Here is a 15,820-nt window from a genome sequence, read left to right on the forward strand (position 1 = left end):
AAACGCCGCATTATGCGGCGTTTTTATGGATAAAACCTTTCCAAAAGGTTAGGAATATAATTCTAAGGTCAAACCAAATCGACCAATGTTCTATGTAGTATAAGTCACATTCTATACGTTTCTTAAGGTCTGTGTCGCCACGCCAACCGTTTACTTGTGCCCAGCCTGTAATGCCTGCTTTTACCATGTGTTTTTGCATATAACCTGGGATTTCATGTTTAAATTGATCGACAAAAACGGTTCTTTCTGGGCGTGGTCCAACGATAGACATATCACCCAATAGCACATTTATAAACTGTGGTAGCTCATCCAAACTGGTTTTACGAATAAAAGCACCAAACTTGGTGACAGACATACTGGTTGCCCCTCCCCACTTTATGCCATCTTTTTCGCTGTCTACGGACATTGAGCGAAACTTAAGCATATTAAATGAGCGTCCATTCCAACTCACTCTTTCCTGCCGATAAAAAATAGGTCCTGGTGAAGACAGTTTTACCCCTATTGCTAAAGTGATCATGATAGGGCTGATACAGAGTAAAATAAGGCTGGATAGCAGTTTGTCTTCAACGGACTTTAAAAAACGGTTTTTGCCTTCTAGCATGTGCGATGTTGATAGGTTAATCACTGGCAATCCAGCGACTTCTGTCACTGAGTGGTTGAGTAGTTGAAAACCAAATATATCTGGTACCATGCGAATGGTGACTGCGCTGGTTGCTAGGGCGGTTTGTGCCTTTTCCATTTGTGCTACCTCGCTCATTGGAAGAGCGATCCATACTTGGTCTATGTGTAAATCACGCACTAGCTGATCTATTTCTTCTAAGCTGCCCACCACTGGAATATCTTTTATGGGACTTTGGTTTGCCTTGGATATAAAGCCTTTTACCAGAAGGCCCATGGACGGATTTTGGATAAGTTTGTTAGCGACATTTTGTCCAAGCTCGCCATCACCGATGATGAGTACTCGACGTATGTTATAACCCTTTGCTCTTAGCGCCCCTAGGCTTTGTCTTAGTATGAGACGATAGCCAATGATAAAAAAAGTCGATGATGCAAGCCAGGTAGCGACCCAGATTCTGGAGTAAAGCTCAGATGTTTGTGTCGCAAAGGCACTCAATACGAGCAGTAGAAAGGTACCGAAAGTGGCACTGACTACGCATTTTATTTCACTGGTAAAGGAAGATCCACGCCACGCGCGGTAGCCGCCAAAGATTGAGAGTAGTGTGGCACCAATAATGACACCTAACAGTAAGACATTTTTGTAGGCAATGTTTAGGTCAAAGTGTGAAAAACGCAACCAATAACTAAGCAATCCAGTGGCAAATAAACAAAGTATATCTAGTGCTCTGTGGCTGATGCCGATGGAAGCACTGTGTTCTTTTAGTGTTAGGCCTTTTTTCACTTTTTCCTCATCTTGCATATTAGGTATAATCAAGAGCTTATATTCGGTGTATGATAGCAGTAAATGGTTAAAGATTAATTGTAATGTTGTGCGTATTTCAAATACGGTGTTGTTCTACCCATCATGATACCTTGTAAGGGATTTTTTACATATGTTAAACACCACTTTTAGTATTTTAGTGTGGTTTCTTGCCGCGTTGACTTTTGCTTTATCTATTGCAGCTCCTAATGGCTATAGTGTTGGTACAACGATTATTTTTCTTCTATCGTTCGGATTATTTTTCTTAAAGCCCAGATGGCTTGAGCTACACAAAGAAGATAAGATGCTTTTTTATGTATTTGCACTGTATGCTTGCGCTATGTTTGGTTTTGTGTATCTCGACGGATGGCATACGCGAGAACTTGATAGGCCTTCACGTTTTATCTTAGCTCTCCCTGTTTTGTTGTTACTTTTGAGGTCTGCGGGTAGGGAGAATTTATTGTGGTTTGGTACGGTTATTGGGGCGATTGCTGCTTTTGTTTTGGCGATTTATGAGCGAAAAGTACTAGGTTTGAGTCGTGCCAACGGTAGTGAGCATCCTATCATGTTCGGTAATATTGGTATGATGCTTGGCTTAATCAGTTTTGCATCTGCAACCTATTTTTTATCCAATAAACGTTATGTTTGGTTGATGCTAGCTATTCTAGGAGGTTTGTGCGGTATTGGAGCATCCGTGTTATCTGCTTCCCGTGGTGGCTGGGTAGCTCTGCCTTTGATTGGTTTTTTCTTACTATGGCAAAGTCGCTTTTTATTGGGGAAAAAGCTTGTATGGGGAGTCTGTATAGTCTCAATTTTACTGGTTTTTATTGCTGTTTTAATTCCTCAAACTGGCATAAAAGACCGAGTGGGCCAGGCTGTTCATGATGTTGTGGAATACGATCAAGGTGTTGATAAGGATTCTTCTGTAGGGCTGAGATTTGAAATGTGGAAAGCCGCTCTAAGTATGTTTGCGGAGTCACCTCTTGTTGGTGTTGGAGAGTATGGTAGCGTTGCTGTAAAGGAGAAACTTATTGCTGAAGGCGCGGTGTCTGCTAAAGTGTTAACACATAGTCATGCTCACAATGAATTTATTAATGCATTAGGGTTAACTGGAATTATTGGTTTTATTTTTCTTCTGGCTGTTTACTTGATTCCACTTCAACTTTTCCTGAAAAAAATGCGTCAGTATCCTGATAATTGGAACATACGAGCCTATGCTATAGCAGGTGCTCTAGTTCCGATGTGTTATATGGATTTTGGTTTGTCACAGGTAATGTTTAGCCACAATATTGGCGTAATGATGTATGCGTTTCCTATTGTGTATTTCTGGGCTGCGGTTCGTTGGGCCGAACGAAAAGAATTGGCGCGATAATCTAGGTCTGAGTTTTATAGGCTTACAACGAAACAAAGATGTGAGCAAAAAAATGGCCATCGTTCGATGGCCATTTTTGTATCTGAGATTTATGGCAAATATTTTATTTTGCCGCTTCTGTGCTGCTTTCTTCGTTCACAACTTTGTGTAGTTCTACCACAAATTTCAGTGCCGCATTCGGTGGAATAGGGCCAGTTCCACCAGGGCCGTAGGCTAGGTCTGCTGGAATATAAAGTTCGTATTTAGAGCCTGGTGTCATGAGTTGTAGGCCTTCTGTCCAGCCTGCGATGACGCCATTTAGAGGGAAAGAGATGGACTCGCCACGTTGGTAAGAACTGTCGAATACGGTACCGTCAATTAGGCTGCCTTCGTAGTCCACTTCGACGGTGTCGTTAGCGTTTGGCTTGTCACCTTTGCCTTCGGTGACGACTTTATACAATAAGCCAGATTCTGTTTTCTTGACGCCTTTTTCGGCTTCTTTTTCTTTCAACCACGCGGCTGATGCTGCTTTGGCTTCTTCAGCGGCTTTTTCTTCTTCAAGCTGTGCTTTTGCCATCTGTTCTTGCTGGTAGCTTTGGATGGTTTGCGTGACTTCATCCATGGTCATTTTGCCTTCCTTGCCAGCAAAGGCGTCTTGGAAGCCTGCCATGAAGGTTTTTATGTCTAGGTCAGAAAAGTCTTGTGACATGCGTGAACCAAACATGGTGCCTATGCTGTAGCCAAGGCGTTGTTCTTTCGATTCGAGTTTAACTGCACTGTTGTCTGCGTACGCAAAAGAAACGGAAGACATAACCAGCGCGGCAATAAGCGTTTTTTTCATAACTATTTTTTTCATAAGGAAAGGTGTTCCATTGTTTGTTGATTTATCACTCAGTGATGTAAAGCGTTCAGGCGGAATTTGATTTGCTTATCTTTGACTAACATTTCATGGGGCGAAAACAAAGCAGGAACAATGATATACGCCTTGTGCTTTGCAAAATCATATCCGTCATTTCTGTTTAACGTAAGTGTTCTAACATAAAATGGGCTGCTTACGCCAATTTATATGTTCTCACGTTACCAAAGTGACCCCTTCACCTGCACACTTTGTTTGAGTTCTAAAAGATCTCGTTTCATTTCAAGAACGGTTCCGCAAAGCACAAGACGTTCAAAGAGAGTAATCCTCTGTTATTTGGCGAGACAATCGCTTTTACACAAGCATGACAGTGTTTGCTAAAGCCGCTTTGTTTATTCGTGGGTCTTTACGATTTGTTGACTTTGATAAGGCTGGGGATCTTGGATGTCGTGCTTTAGCGCGTCAAGAATGTTTCGTAACGGCTGGATGCTTTTTTGACGGCCTAAAGGCCGACCTACAGGGGATTGGTTTTTTGTAGGTCGTGCTTTAGCGCGTCAAGGATGTTTCGTAACGGCTGGATGCTTTTTTGACGGCCTAAAGGCCGACCTACAGGGGATTGGTTTTTTGTAGGTCGTGCTTTAGCGCGTCAAGGGGTTTGCAAAGGCTGGATGCTTTTTGACGGCCTAAAGGCCGACCTACAGGTGATTGGGTTAGGTTTTTGTAGGTCGTGCTTTAGCGCGTCAAGGATGTTTCGTAACGGCTGGATGCTTTTTTGACGGCCTAAAGGCCGACCTACAGGGGATTGGTTTTTTGTAGGTCGTGCTTTAGCGCGTCAAGGGGTTTGCAAAGGCTGGATGCTTTTTGACGGCCTAAAGGCCGACCTACAGGTGATTGGGTTAGGTTTTTGTAGGTCGTGCTTTAGCGCGTCAAGGATGTTTCGTAACGGCTGGATGCTTTTTTGACGGCCTAAAGGCCGACCTACAGGGGATTGGTTTTTTGTAGGTCGTGCTTTAGCGCGTCAAGGGGTTTGCAAAGGCTGGATGCTTTTTGACGGCCTAAAGGCCGACCTACAGGTGATTGGGTTAGGTTTTTGTAGGTCGTGCTTTAGCGCGTCAAGGATGTTTCGTAACGGCTGGATGCTTTTTTGACGGCCTAAAGGCCGACCTACAGGGGATTGGTTTTTTGTAGGTCGTGCTTTAGCGCGTCAAGGGGTTTGCAAAGGCTGGATGCTTTTTTGACGGCCTAAAGGCCGACCTACAGGTGATTGTGTTTGGTGTGATTGAGCTTTTGACGGCCTGAAGGCCGACCTACATTAACTTATCCCCATAAATAAGGGAATTAGGACGGGCACGAGTATGCTCATGATGAAGCCGCTGGCGATGCAGACGGGAACAATCTGTGCACCATGGAATTTGCCGAGCATGGGGAGAGTGAAGTCCATGGCAGTGGCGCCGGAGTAACCGACGGACATGTGGCTGTTTAGGCGCGCTAAGAAAGGAATCAGCATAAGGGCAAGGATTTCTCGGCTTAGGTCGAGTAAGAAAGCCGTTGTGCCAAGTACGGGGTCGCCTAAGCCCGTAATAAGGATGCCAGAAAGGCTGTACCAACCAAAGCCCGATACCACGGCGAGTCCTTGGTTCCAGCTAAGCCCTAGGATCAGGCTGCCAATCCAGCCTGCTAATAAGGTGGTGGAAATGGTAACGAGGGCGATGATGACGCCTTGAACGTTTAAAAAGAGTTTGCGCAGGCGGTGGTTGCCTTGACGCAGTTGACAGCCAATCAGAAACAGCAGTACGTAGAGTAAGCCTGTTACCAGTTCGTCGACGCCCGTTAGCCAATCTTTGCCAACGATACCGACTAGGACGCCACCAATCACCCAAGCTAGAGTTTTTAGTGCATCAATCAGTGCATGTGTTTTGCTGTCACTGGGACCTTTTGCAAGGCTCTGTGCGTGGGTGCCGCCAAAGCGCAAGCCGCTTAGGTAGAGTCCTGTTAAGCTGATGACGCTAATGAGGATAAAAAGAACCAAGGCTTGGTAGCCGGCAATTAATAATTTTTCGGCAAGGTTGTCCAGTGCCCCTAAACTGAAACCTATCAGTCCTAGAATGAGATAGACGAGTTGTTCGAGTCCTTTTGCCACACGAGCAGGGGTGAAGAGTGTGATATTAACCCAGTAGCCAAAGAGCAGTGCGATAAGTAATGGGCCGAGTGTGGCGATAATGGTCATGTGGGCGTGGTCTTCCTAGACAGGTATTGTTTGATAATAAAAATAAGAGCGGCATTTTCTCGGTATTGCGGTGTAAATACAAGTTGTGTGTTGTGTCTAGGGTAAACGTCGGATTACGCTTCGTTCCTCATCTCATCTGACCTACCTTGTGGGAAAGCGAAATAAACTTGACCAACGGTGCAATGGATGGCGATCGGTGGTAAATTGTTCGGTCGTTTTTTGGCGTTTTCTATGGATAGTCGGTGGTGGTTTGTGGTTAAGCGTTTTCCTGTGTTGAGTGAAGTGTTGCATTTGTTGTTTCCTATGGTGTTGACGATGACATTGGAGTTGTCGATCAGTGTGGTCGATACCATTATGTTGGGCCATTACAGCGCTTTGCATTTGGCGGCGGTTGGCTTGGCGTCGAGCTTGTGGTTGCCGGTTGGGTGCTTTTTGATTGGGGTAACGTTTGGCATTACGCCTTTGGTGACGCGGCATTTGCATGGTCGCCAGCCAAAGTTGGTTAATTTGTATATGTCGCAAGCGGTGGGGTTGTCTGTTGGGCTTGGGGTGTTGGCAAGTTTAGTTGCCATTACGATTTTGCCGTATTTTGCGGGACTGATGGCCACAGAAGAAGAGACGAGACAGGTTTCTGTGACGTATTTGTATATTTTTGCCCCTGCTTTGCCTATGTTGGCGTTGATGACCGCGTACAAGAATTTGTTTGAAGCGGCAGGGCGTCCGGGCTTTCCTTTGTTTGTGGCGAGCTTTGGTTTAGTACTGAATATCTTGTTTAACTATGTGCTCATTTTCGGCAATTTCGGTTTCCCTGAAATGGGGGCAAAAGGCGCGGCGTTGGCGTCTGCCTTGTCTTTGTATTTGGCGGTGGCGTTGTTTTTTGTGTATGACCGTTTTCTTAATAAAACGCCTCTTTTTACGCGCTTGGTATGGCGTTACACCCGTAAATTTTCGATTCTTTTAAATGTTGGTGCGCCGGCGGGCTTTGCTTTTGCTTTTGAGGTGGGTCTGTTTTCGTCGATGACGTGGCTGATTTCGTCTTTTGGTGATTTGGCATTAGGCGGCGGGCAGATTGTGATGTCTTATACGTCTTTCTTGTTTACCCCTATGATGGCGATGAGTGCGGTAACGGCGATTGTGGTGGCGAAGGCCATGTCGAAAGAAGGCGTTGATGGGGTGAGAAAGCGTATTCGGGTGATTGTGTGGTTGGGGCTTTCTTATGTCAGTACCTGCTTTGTGATCACGCAGCTGTTCCACGAGCAGATTCCGTATATTTACAGCAATAATGCGCAAGTGGTGGCGTTGGCGGCGAGTATTTTGTTGATCTCTTCGTGTTATCAATTTCCAGATATGTTGCAGACTGTGTTTACCGGTGCTTTGCGAGGGTTTCGTGATACGCGTTCTACCATGATCGCCTTTGCGGTGTCTTTGTTTGGTTTGAGTATTCCGTTTGGGTTCTGGTTGTCTCATTACAGTCCTTGGGCCGAGACTCTTTCTTTGAGGGGGTTTTACATCGGTTTGGGGGCGGGTTTGACCCTGTTGGCGGTGATTTTGATCCTGCGTTTTCGGGTGATATTAGCGCGCTACGAAGGCCGACGCATTGCGTCACCAAGAGAGGTGGCGTAGGGTGAGGAAATGCTCGATTTTGCGTGTGAATTGGTTTTTGTGGCCATGATGTGTGACAGGATCATTGGTATGCATCACGTATATCGTTAACTGTCAGATTACGCCTCGTGCTGATCTCCTGGTAGATACTAGACCGACATTTTTGGCCTATGAGTTGTTTTTGGTTGAAGTAATAAAATATGAGTATTTCTACGTTAAATCTCCCGATAGATATCGCTGAATATGGTTTTTGGCATAAGTTAGTTGCGCTGCCATTTGTAGAGGCGGTCTATTTATTTGGGTCAAGAGCCCGTGGTGATGCAAGGCCTAAGTCGGATATTGATCTTGCGATAAATTGCCCGAGTGCTTCTTTTCAGCAATGGCAGAAAGTATTGGATATTGTAGAAGAGGCCGATACGCTTTTAGGCATTGATGTCGTCCGGTACGATCATCTAGGTGACTGCGCGTTTAGACATAAAATTGATCAAAATAAGGTTGTGGTATATGAAAACAGAAACGCATGATGCTATGTCTTATTTTTCGAAGGCTTTGTTGCGTTTTTCAGAGGCATTGGCGGAAGATGAATCTAATCCTCTCGCCATTGATGGTTCCATTCAACGCTTTGAATTTTGTTTTGAGCTGGGTTGGAAGTTGCTGAAGAAGATGTTGTTGGACGTCGAGGGAATTGATGCATTGTCGCCTAAGAAGTCTTTGCAGTTTGCTTTTCAATTGGAGTGGATTGATGATGAGCAAGCTTGGTTAAGCATGCTTAATGATCGAAACCTTACCTCGCATACTTATCGAGAAGAATATGCCCGAGAAATTTATTCTCATTTACCGCGCCATTTGAAAATGATGGAGCGTCTTCAAAATCGATTAATGGCCATCATCCAAGCGGCATAATTTGGGGTTGTCATTGACCTAGGTTTGGCGCCTGCTTCGGTATGCATCACGTATATCGTTAACTGTCAGATTACGCCTCGTGCCTCGGCTCATCTGACCTACAAGGGATATGGGGTCCCGCCTTCGCGGGAATGACGGTGGGTTATTGTTTAAATTGCCATTGTGGCAGTTGGGTGTCTGGGTGTGACAAGCGGATGAGATCGGCTTGGTAGGTGGTTTCTATTTGTTTTCCTTGGGCCAGTTGGCTGGGTTCGCTGTCGAAGGTGATTTTGCCTTTTTCCAGCAGGACAAGCTTGTCTCCGTAGAGTGCCGCTAGGTTGATGTCGTGCAGTATACAGAGTATGCCCAGTCCTTTTTGGGTGAGTGTTTTTAAGAGTCTGAGTACCCGTTGTTGTTGATGTAGGTCTAGGGCGGAAATGGGTTCGTCCAACAGTAGGTATTTTGCTGCTTGTGGGTGTGGGTCCGCGTAGACTTGCACTAGCACTCGGGCAAGTTGGATGCGTTGTTGTTCACCACCGGACAAGCTGGCGTAGATGCGTGCTTCAGCGTCGGCCATGCCGACTTCCACAAGTGTGTTGTGTATCAAATGGTTTGCCTGATCATCGGATAAACGCCATGGAGCGAGCCCCAATGAAACCACTTCTTTAACGGTAAGCGTAAAAGGCATGTGAATTTGTTGTGTGAGCACGGCACGCTTTTTGGCTAAGTCCGCTAATGACCAGTCGGTGAGTAGTTTGTCTTCTAGGTGAATGTACCCTGTGTCGGCGTGAAGCGCCCCTGAGCAACATTTTAATAAAGTGGATTTTCCCGCACCATTTGGGCCCAGTATGATGGTGAGTTGACCGGGTTTGATGGACAAAGACACCTGATCCAAAAGCGGTTTGCCAGATCGGATTAGAGAGAGTTGGTTGACGGTTAACATGAGTGAGTTGCTCGAATATTTTTTAACAGTAGCCATAAAAAGAAGGGTCCGCCAAGTAAGCTGGTGACGAGGCCAACGGGCAGTTCGGCGGGAATGACTGCAATCCTAGCCAGAGTGTCGGCGCTGGTGAGTAAGCTGGCACCGAGTAGCGCGGAGCAGGGAATGACAATGCGGTTGTCGGCACCAAACATCATGCGAATCAAGTGTGGCACCATGAGGCCAATAAAACCAATTAACCCAGTGAAGGCGACGGTCACGCCGACGCATAAGGCCACAATGGCAATGAGTTTGACTTTAAACGTTTCCACATCCAAGCCAAGATAACGGGCTTCTTCTTCCCCTAGTAACAGCAGATTCAGATTTTTCGACTGACGCCACACATAACAAAGCAACGGTAGTAAAATACTGGCGACAACGGCGACTTGTTCCCATCGTGCGCCACCAAGGTTGCCCATGGCCCAAAATGTCAGTGCGCGCAGTTGCTCGTCGTTGCTCAAGTACGTCAGTAAGCCGGTGGCAGAACCCGATAATGCGTTAATAGCAATGCCTGCCAGCAACAGGTGCAGGACAGAGACTTGTCCTTTGTGTTTGGACAATTGAAAGATCAGCCAGCAGGTTAATACGGCCCCAAGAAAGGCCGCTATGCTTTGCATATAAGACTGTGCCCAAAGGGGCAAGCCACCTGAAAATGGGTTGATAACAATCAAGATACCAACAAAGACCGATGCCCCTGAAGACACGCCCAGTAATCCAGGATCCGCCAATGGATTACGAAACAGGGCCTGCATGAGCGCCCCAGACACGGCCAATGCCGCGCCTACCAATATTGCCATGAGTAACCTTGGCAGTCGTACTGTCATGAGAATTTGCTTGTCTATGTCGTTTATGGACGACAAGAGTACCTCTTTCCAGCTTATTGAATAGGCGCCTTGGGTTAGGGCGAATAATCCTACCATAGCCAAAATAACGATCAGCAACGGATAGGGAATATGCGAATATTGGGTGTGTCTCATGGTGCCCATTCTTCTAGCTGCTGTTGAAGAGACTGGATGGCTTCTGGCGTTCTAGGGCCTAGTCCAAGGGCGAGTAACGCATCCAACGACAGCATACGTTGGGCTTTGCCAGCAGGTGTGGCCAGCATTCCTGGCAGTGCCCAGATGGCTTGTTCGCCTGCGCGGCTGAGGCCTTGTTGGGTGACGACAATGGCGTCTGGTTGAGCCAATAAAATGGCTTCTGGCGTGAGAGCTTTGTAGCCGTCTAGCGTACCTACCGCGTTTGTCGCGCCTGCTAATGTAAACAAGGCGTCTGGTGCTGTGTTCTTGCCTGCCACCATAGGCGCACCGCCCATTTGCAAGACGAACAGTAAGCGTGGTGGACGTTGTTCATGCCATGCTTTGGGGGTACTTAATGCTTCAAATGCGTGTTCTATTTGTTGAACGAGATATTTGCCTTTTTCCTCTTGGTGTAAAGCGCTGGCGACTTGGGTGATTTTATCCAGTATGCCTTGCTTGGTATCCGGTGCTTCTATGGTGATCAAGTTGATGCCGGTGTCTTTTAATTGTTGTAATACTTTTGCTGGCCCTGCTGCGGGTGTTATCAACAGAGTATCTGGATGCACGCTAAGCACGCCTTCTGCCGATAAGGTACGCTGATAGCCGACTTTGGGTGTCTGGTTGGCCGCTTCTGGGTAGATGCTGCTGGTATCACTGGCGACAAGCTGAGACTCTGCCCCTAACAGATAGACGATTTCGGTGACGGTGCCACCGATACTGACGACGCGTTGTGCTGCGTTTGCTCCCGTTGATATCACCATCACCGATGCCAGTACGAGTCCCTTGAAAAAACGCGGCTTAGCATGCATGGCTAGGCTCCTTTGGGTGCTGCTGTTTGGTCGCTTGAACGATGTCACGCCATAGGGTCAGTTCTGGCTGTCCTGGCTTACGTTTGCCAAATAATGTGATGATAGAATCGCCACTGGCGTTAAAGGCTTCAATGGACGTGATGACGCCATCACCACTGGGGCGTTCTATGACCCAAGCTTGGGTAATTTGATCGGTTCTTAGGTGAAGGTTGAATGTCGGGTCCAATACATTGAACCATGGCCCTTGGGTTAAGAGCTTGTGAACGGGGCCTGAGTAGATTTGGATGCAGCCAGGATTGCCAACAAATACCATGATGTCTGCGGTTCTTTCTTGCGCAAGTTTGAGCACAAAGGCAAGGCTGTCTTGGGCTAGCGGTGTCGCCCATTGAGAGCCAATGAGCGACAGGGCTTGAGTGCGAGAAAGCCCATGTTTTTTCAACATGCCGTGGTATTCATGCACGTCTTTTAAATTCGCCCAATCGTCTGCGAAGCTGGCTTGGTCAAACGTTGCTGGTGGCTCGCTAACAGGCGCTTCTTCTGTGGGCAAATACACGGGAATAATAGGCGATGCATCACGATATTTCGCGATCAGAGCGTCCCACTTATCTGCAATCGTGTTGTCTGTTCGATAGATTTTATGCACAGCGAGGCCATGTTTGTCGAAAAATTGCAGGCTATGGCGACCCTTTTCTACAACATGAAAGCCACTGTGCCATTGGCCGATGAAAAGACGCAAGTCGATAGCGTCTGATAACACTAGGCCGGTTTTTCTGGCCTCAGCAAACTGGAAGCTGTGGTACACACCTGTTGTTTCGTGTACAGCTTGGTCGTTGCGGGTGATGGTCATCACTTCGCCGACGTTTTTTAGTTCGGCTAGCAATAGGTGAAAAGGGGCGCGTAGCTGCCATGTATCGATATTTTGTCGGCATGCGACGAGATCGCCTTCGGTGATGCCTAGTTCTTTGGCCAGTTCTCTGGCGCGTAGCGTTGAGCCGGCGGCCATCGTGGCTTGGTAATGAGAATAGGCTGGATGCTCTGTGTTTGGTCTTGTGGCTGTGGTTTGAAACATCTTGATGCTCCGTTTAACGTTAACGGGTTAGCATAGGCCAAAAACACACTGTTTTTTGGTCTATGCTGTTAGGTAAAAATAGGCTTAGAAAGACAGTGTCGCGTCAATACCAAAGTTACGACCTGCGCGGGTATAGCGGTCCAGATTCGTGCTGGTGTTGGTAATGTTGCGGATGTCATTCCAATTTAGATACTTTTCATCGGTGAGGTTAAACAGCCCCGCGTTAAAAGTAAGATTGTCTGTGGGTTTGTAATAGGCCGTTAGATCAACAAGGTGATAGTCGGACGTGGCGAGCCATTGGCTACTGCTGGTCAAATCCGATTTTTTCTTACCAGAAGCCCATGTTAGGTTAAGTTTGCCACCCCATTGGTCTGAAGGGGCGTCGTAGCCAAGACCTACCACCGCGCTAAGTGGTGATATGCTATCGAGAGGTTCATCGTCTTCTAGGTTATCGCCTTCGGCGTAAGCAATCGCACCATTGAGTGTCCAGCCGTCATTAAGAACGTCAATGCTTTTAGATAGGTCGATGTTACCCTTAATCTCTGCCCCTTTGATGACCACATGCGCAAGGTTTTTGTTGGTAAATTCTCCCAACCTGTATGTGCTAGAGGTGCCTAAAGATACCTGTTCAATAAAGTTGGTATAGTCGTTATAAAAAGCGACCAATTCGGCAGCGCCGTAAGCATTTTGCGCTCGAACGCCAGCTTCTACAAACAGGCTTTCTTCCGGTTTTAGGTCAGGATTCGGCTTGATTCTATACGCGCCATAAGACGCAGAGTTTTCAAAGTAATAATAGAGTTCGTCTAAATTTGGGGCTCTAAAGCCTGAGCCTGTTTTACCAAAAACACTGTAGGTGTCATTGATAGCAAAATCAGCGGAAAGCTGTGCGGTCACTGCTTCGTTTTTATTGTCGCCCCATGATTCGATGTATTCGTCGCCCTTGGTGGTGTATTGGTAATTATCGTAGCGAATAGCAGGTACAAGAGTGAGCTTGTCTGTCACTGCCCAGCTGTCTTCCAAATATAGGCCCAATATATCCGCGTCGGCGATGGGCGAAAAACGAGAGGCCGTTGTCACGCCAGAGACGGTGTTTTTATTGAGGTTTTCTAACGATTTATCGTCGTAATTCATCCCATAACGAAGCTGATGCGCATCGAGTTGTTTGACCAAATCCGCCTTGAGGCTGATATTTTCTTCATCATAAAAGCGGTCTACAACGCGATTGCCCGATGTTCTGTTCGTAATGTTAGTGGTTTTGGTGTCTTGGTAATCCAATTGCCATTTTAAGCGATCGTAAAGGGTATTGGCTTGGGTATTTTCATGAAAGAAACCAAGACGGCGGCGGACACTTTTGTCATCTGAGCTTTGTTGGTCTGTCGCTGAACTTTCTGAATACAAGTCGGATTCGGTCGTGCTGTGGAAATACTCTCCTACAACGCCAATACGGTTGGTGTCATTTACTTGCACCTGCACTTTGGCGAGGACGTTGTCTGATCCGGTATCTGCCGGATCTACCGACGCGCGTGTTGCGCCAACCGTTTGATCAGAGCCTGCATCGCCTTGATGATTCTCGTTTTCATGGCCATCACGATGGGTATAAAGCAGCAAGGACTCTACTTTACCAGTGCGGTTCGCGGTCGTAAGAGTTTGGCTGTATTCGTCTGAGGCACTTTTGTAGCCTGCCTTTAAGGAAGCACTGGTATCGTTGCCTTCTGGCGCTAAAAAGCTACTGGGTTCTTTGGTGGTGTATTTTACCACGCCACCCAGAGCGCCACTGCCTTCTACTACGTCGCCACCTTTAATAATGTCAACAGATTCCAATGAATCCATGTCAACGGTATTTCGACCTGTTCTTAGGTAGGTGGTGGTAGGACCGTATGCATCGGCTTGGGTGACACCATCGACACTGATTTTGACTCGATCGCCATCTAAGCCGCGGATGTTCACACTGCTGATACCAAAACGAGAATCTTGGCTCGCTTCGACACCTGGCTCATAGCGTACTAGGTCGTCTAGGTTACGAGTTAATGTTTTTTCAATATCGTCACTTTTGATTTTAGAAACCGAGCTGCCCAGCTCAGTGGTCGCTTCGGTGAGCGAATCCGCTTCAACAGTAATGGTACCTAATGGGTTTTCTTGTATTGGGGTATCAGCAGAAAAGGCGGGTGAGGCCGCCATAATAGACAAAGCAAGGAGAGATAAGGGAGTAGGAAAAGCCGTTTTCTTCATGTTTCTTCTCATCAATTAATTAAGTCTTCCCTATTAATATGCAATCCTTTATGAGAATGATTATCACAAATATATCAAATTAAATGAAAATGATTTTCATTAAGAATTGTTAATATTATTAAGGAAAGCGTGATGAGCTTTCTTGGTGAAGTTTACGCAACCAGTGAAGAGTGTTTTGGAATTGAGAAGGGAATGCTGTAGGGTGAGGCGACTATTATGCTGCGCCTGATGGTACGCAAATACGGCGTTGACGTAACTGAGGCGAGATTGAAAAAGCCGATCCTGAAACCCTACTGGAATGGTCTGAACTATTGTTTTTTGCTGAGAAAATAGAAGACGTTTTTCAGTGATATCTGCACTGTCTCTGTATCCCCCATAGGTCAGATGAGACGAGGCACGAGGCGTAATCTGACATTCCCAACCCGCATCATCAAACGGCACATTACACTTCGTTCATGATGCCCTACGAAAACACCAACCACATTATCTACGCCAACCCATCCCGTAGGTCAGATGAGACGAGGTACGAGGCGTAATCTGACATTCCCAACCAACGTCGTGAAACGGCACATTACGCTGCGCTCATGATGCCCTACGAAAAACCAACATCATTTTATCTCAACCAACGGCATTAACCGGCAAATTACACTTCGTTCATGATGCCCTACGAAAACACACGCCATTGCGATGTTTGCTTACAATACGGTGACGACATCTTCCAACGCGAGGCGGGATTTAGGTAACGCAGCGTTGTAGTCTTCGTCTTTGTGGTGATAACCGATCGCGAGTGCTACGTCGCATTGGTAACCCACTAGCTCGTTATGAAATAGTTCGCCAATCAATTCGGCATCTACGCCTTCCATTGGGGTTGAATCAATGTTGAGGCGAGCCAATGTGTGCATTAGGTTACCTAGAGCTATGTAAGCCTGTGCTTTGGTCCATTGAGCGGTGCTGCCACTTTCATCGGTGTTGAGTTCGGCAAAAGCGAAGCTGCCAAATGCTTGCTCTCTATTTTCTGGTTTGGTACGACCATCGGCAATGCCTTTGTCGACGACTTTTGCGTAGTCTTCACGTTTGTAGTGGGTTTTGTGTGCAAACAATACAATGTGCGAAGCGCTTTTAGCGTGTTTTTGATTAAACTGAAATTTGTTGGCAAAGGTGTCGTGAAAACGTTCTTTGGCGGCATCGCTTTCAATCACGATGAACTTCCATGGTTGTGAGTTAATGGAAGAAGGTGATAAGCGCAGTGATTCGTAGATGATGTCGAGATCAGCAGGGGCAATGCGTTTTGTGGCGTCGTATTGTTTTGCTGTGTAGCGTTTTTCTAGGTCAGTAACAATTGGGTGTGACATCGTTTTTTCCATTATTGAGTTGAAAGACTGC

The 15,820-nt window shown here is 46.6% G+C and carries 13 protein-coding genes; 4 read left to right on the plus strand and 9 right to left on the minus strand.

From position 1 onward, the window contains the following. Positions 1–10 precede the first annotated feature (10 nt). The gene (locus DKT73_RS11260; protein WP_232827852.1) at positions 11–1,417 is read right to left on the minus strand and encodes an undecaprenyl-phosphate glucose phosphotransferase; all 1,407 of its coding nucleotides are present in this window, start codon (positions 1,415–1,417) and stop codon (positions 11–13) included. 133 nt (positions 1,418–1,550) lie between these two features. Here DKT73_RS11260 and DKT73_RS11265 point away from each other — a divergent pair, with 133 nt between their 5' ends. Continuing rightward, positions 1,551–2,789, plus strand: coding sequence for an O-antigen ligase family protein (locus DKT73_RS11265; RefSeq protein WP_111638658.1), 1,239 nt, complete (start codon positions 1,551–1,553; stop codon positions 2,787–2,789). A gap of 103 nt (positions 2,790–2,892) precedes the next feature. On the opposite strand, the gene DKT73_RS11270 is transcribed toward DKT73_RS11265, so the two are convergent. Further along, positions 2,893–3,624 (minus strand): FKBP-type peptidyl-prolyl cis-trans isomerase, encoded by a 732-nt coding sequence (locus DKT73_RS11270; protein WP_111638659.1) that lies wholly within the window; start codon positions 3,622–3,624, stop codon positions 2,893–2,895. A gap of 1,312 nt (positions 3,625–4,936) precedes the next feature. Beyond that, entirely contained in the window at positions 4,937–5,851 is a 915-nt protein-coding gene (locus DKT73_RS11275) for a LysO family transporter (RefSeq protein WP_111638660.1), read from the minus strand. Positions 5,852–6,037: 186 nt separating this feature from the next. On the opposite strand from DKT73_RS11275, the gene DKT73_RS11280 reads away from it, so the two are divergent. From DKT73_RS11280 to DKT73_RS11290, 3 genes are all read left to right on the plus strand, one after another. Further along, positions 6,038–7,474 carry an MATE family efflux transporter gene (locus DKT73_RS11280; protein WP_232827853.1) on the plus strand — a complete coding sequence of 479 codons (1,437 nt, stop codon included), beginning with the start codon at positions 6,038–6,040 and terminating at the stop codon, positions 7,472–7,474. A gap of 179 nt (positions 7,475–7,653) precedes the next feature. Next, positions 7,654–7,977 carry a nucleotidyltransferase family protein gene (locus tag DKT73_RS11285; protein ID WP_111638661.1) on the plus strand — a complete coding sequence of 108 codons (324 nt, stop codon included), beginning with the start codon at positions 7,654–7,656 and terminating at the stop codon, positions 7,975–7,977. Next, on the plus strand, positions 7,958–8,356 hold the full coding sequence (locus DKT73_RS11290; RefSeq protein WP_198666601.1) for an HI0074 family nucleotidyltransferase substrate-binding subunit: 399 nt from the start codon (positions 7,958–7,960) through the stop codon (positions 8,354–8,356). The genes DKT73_RS11285 and DKT73_RS11290 overlap by 20 nt, the downstream gene beginning before the upstream one ends. A gap of 142 nt (positions 8,357–8,498) precedes the next feature. Here DKT73_RS11290 and DKT73_RS11295 read toward each other — a convergent pair whose 3' ends face one another. From DKT73_RS11295 to DKT73_RS11320, 6 genes are all read right to left on the minus strand, one after another. Next, positions 8,499–9,278 (minus strand): heme ABC transporter ATP-binding protein, encoded by a 780-nt coding sequence (locus DKT73_RS11295; RefSeq protein WP_198666602.1) that lies wholly within the window; start codon positions 9,276–9,278, stop codon positions 8,499–8,501. Continuing rightward, a complete protein-coding gene (locus tag DKT73_RS11300; RefSeq protein ID WP_111638663.1) occupies positions 9,272–10,291 on the minus strand; it encodes a FecCD family ABC transporter permease in 1,020 nt (339 codons plus the stop codon). The genes DKT73_RS11295 and DKT73_RS11300 overlap by 7 nt, the downstream gene beginning before the upstream one ends. Further along, on the minus strand, positions 10,288–11,139 hold the full coding sequence (locus tag DKT73_RS11305) for a heme/hemin ABC transporter substrate-binding protein (protein ID WP_111638664.1): 852 nt from the start codon (positions 11,137–11,139) through the stop codon (positions 10,288–10,290). Before DKT73_RS11305 ends, DKT73_RS11300 begins: the two co-directional genes overlap by 4 nt. Further along, positions 11,129–12,208 carry a hemin-degrading factor gene (locus DKT73_RS11310; RefSeq protein ID WP_111638665.1) on the minus strand — a complete coding sequence of 360 codons (1,080 nt, stop codon included), beginning with the start codon at positions 12,206–12,208 and terminating at the stop codon, positions 11,129–11,131. The genes DKT73_RS11305 and DKT73_RS11310 overlap by 11 nt, the downstream gene beginning before the upstream one ends. An 84-nt stretch (positions 12,209–12,292) precedes the next feature. Beyond that, positions 12,293–14,437, minus strand: coding sequence for a TonB-dependent hemoglobin/transferrin/lactoferrin family receptor (locus tag DKT73_RS11315; protein ID WP_157959177.1), 2,145 nt, complete (start codon positions 14,435–14,437; stop codon positions 12,293–12,295). 695 nt (positions 14,438–15,132) lie between these two features. Then, positions 15,133–15,789, minus strand: coding sequence for an NAD(P)H-dependent oxidoreductase (locus DKT73_RS11320; protein WP_111638667.1), 657 nt, complete (start codon positions 15,787–15,789; stop codon positions 15,133–15,135). Between the last annotated feature and the right edge of the window lie 31 nt (positions 15,790–15,820).

It is taken from the genome of Marinomonas shanghaiensis, assembly GCF_003259175.1.
In the GTDB taxonomy this organism is placed as follows: Bacteria; Pseudomonadota; Gammaproteobacteria; order Pseudomonadales; family Marinomonadaceae; genus Marinomonas; species Marinomonas shanghaiensis.

Excerpts from the sequence above, each read along its gene's own strand:
- DKT73_RS11260 (WP_232827852.1), bottom strand. The coding sequence starts at position 1,417 with ATGCAAGATGAGGAAAAAGTGAAAAAAGGCCTAACACTAAAAGAACAC.
- DKT73_RS11265 (WP_111638658.1), top strand. The coding sequence starts at position 1,551 with ATGTTAAACACCACTTTTAGTATTTTAGTGTGGTTTCTTGCCGCGTTG.
- DKT73_RS11270 (WP_111638659.1), bottom strand. The coding sequence starts at position 3,624 with ATGAAAAAAATAGTTATGAAAAAAACGCTTATTGCCGCGCTGGTTATG.
- DKT73_RS11275 (WP_111638660.1), bottom strand. The coding sequence starts at position 5,851 with ATGACCATTATCGCCACACTCGGCCCATTACTTATCGCACTGCTCTTT.
- DKT73_RS11280 (WP_232827853.1), top strand. The coding sequence starts at position 6,038 with ATGGCGATCGGTGGTAAATTGTTCGGTCGTTTTTTGGCGTTTTCTATG.
- DKT73_RS11285 (WP_111638661.1), top strand. The coding sequence starts at position 7,654 with ATGAGTATTTCTACGTTAAATCTCCCGATAGATATCGCTGAATATGGT.
- DKT73_RS11290 (WP_198666601.1), top strand. The coding sequence starts at position 7,958 with ATGAAAACAGAAACGCATGATGCTATGTCTTATTTTTCGAAGGCTTTG.
- DKT73_RS11295 (WP_198666602.1), bottom strand. The coding sequence starts at position 9,278 with ATGTTAACCGTCAACCAACTCTCTCTAATCCGATCTGGCAAACCGCTT.
- DKT73_RS11300 (WP_111638663.1), bottom strand. The coding sequence starts at position 10,291 with ATGAGACACACCCAATATTCGCATATTCCCTATCCGTTGCTGATCGTT.
- DKT73_RS11305 (WP_111638664.1), bottom strand. The coding sequence starts at position 11,139 with ATGCATGCTAAGCCGCGTTTTTTCAAGGGACTCGTACTGGCATCGGTG.
- DKT73_RS11310 (WP_111638665.1), bottom strand. The coding sequence starts at position 12,208 with ATGTTTCAAACCACAGCCACAAGACCAAACACAGAGCATCCAGCCTAT.
- DKT73_RS11315 (WP_157959177.1), bottom strand. The coding sequence starts at position 14,437 with ATGAAGAAAACGGCTTTTCCTACTCCCTTATCTCTCCTTGCTTTGTCT.
- DKT73_RS11320 (WP_111638667.1), bottom strand. The coding sequence starts at position 15,789 with ATGTCACACCCAATTGTTACTGACCTAGAAAAACGCTACACAGCAAAA.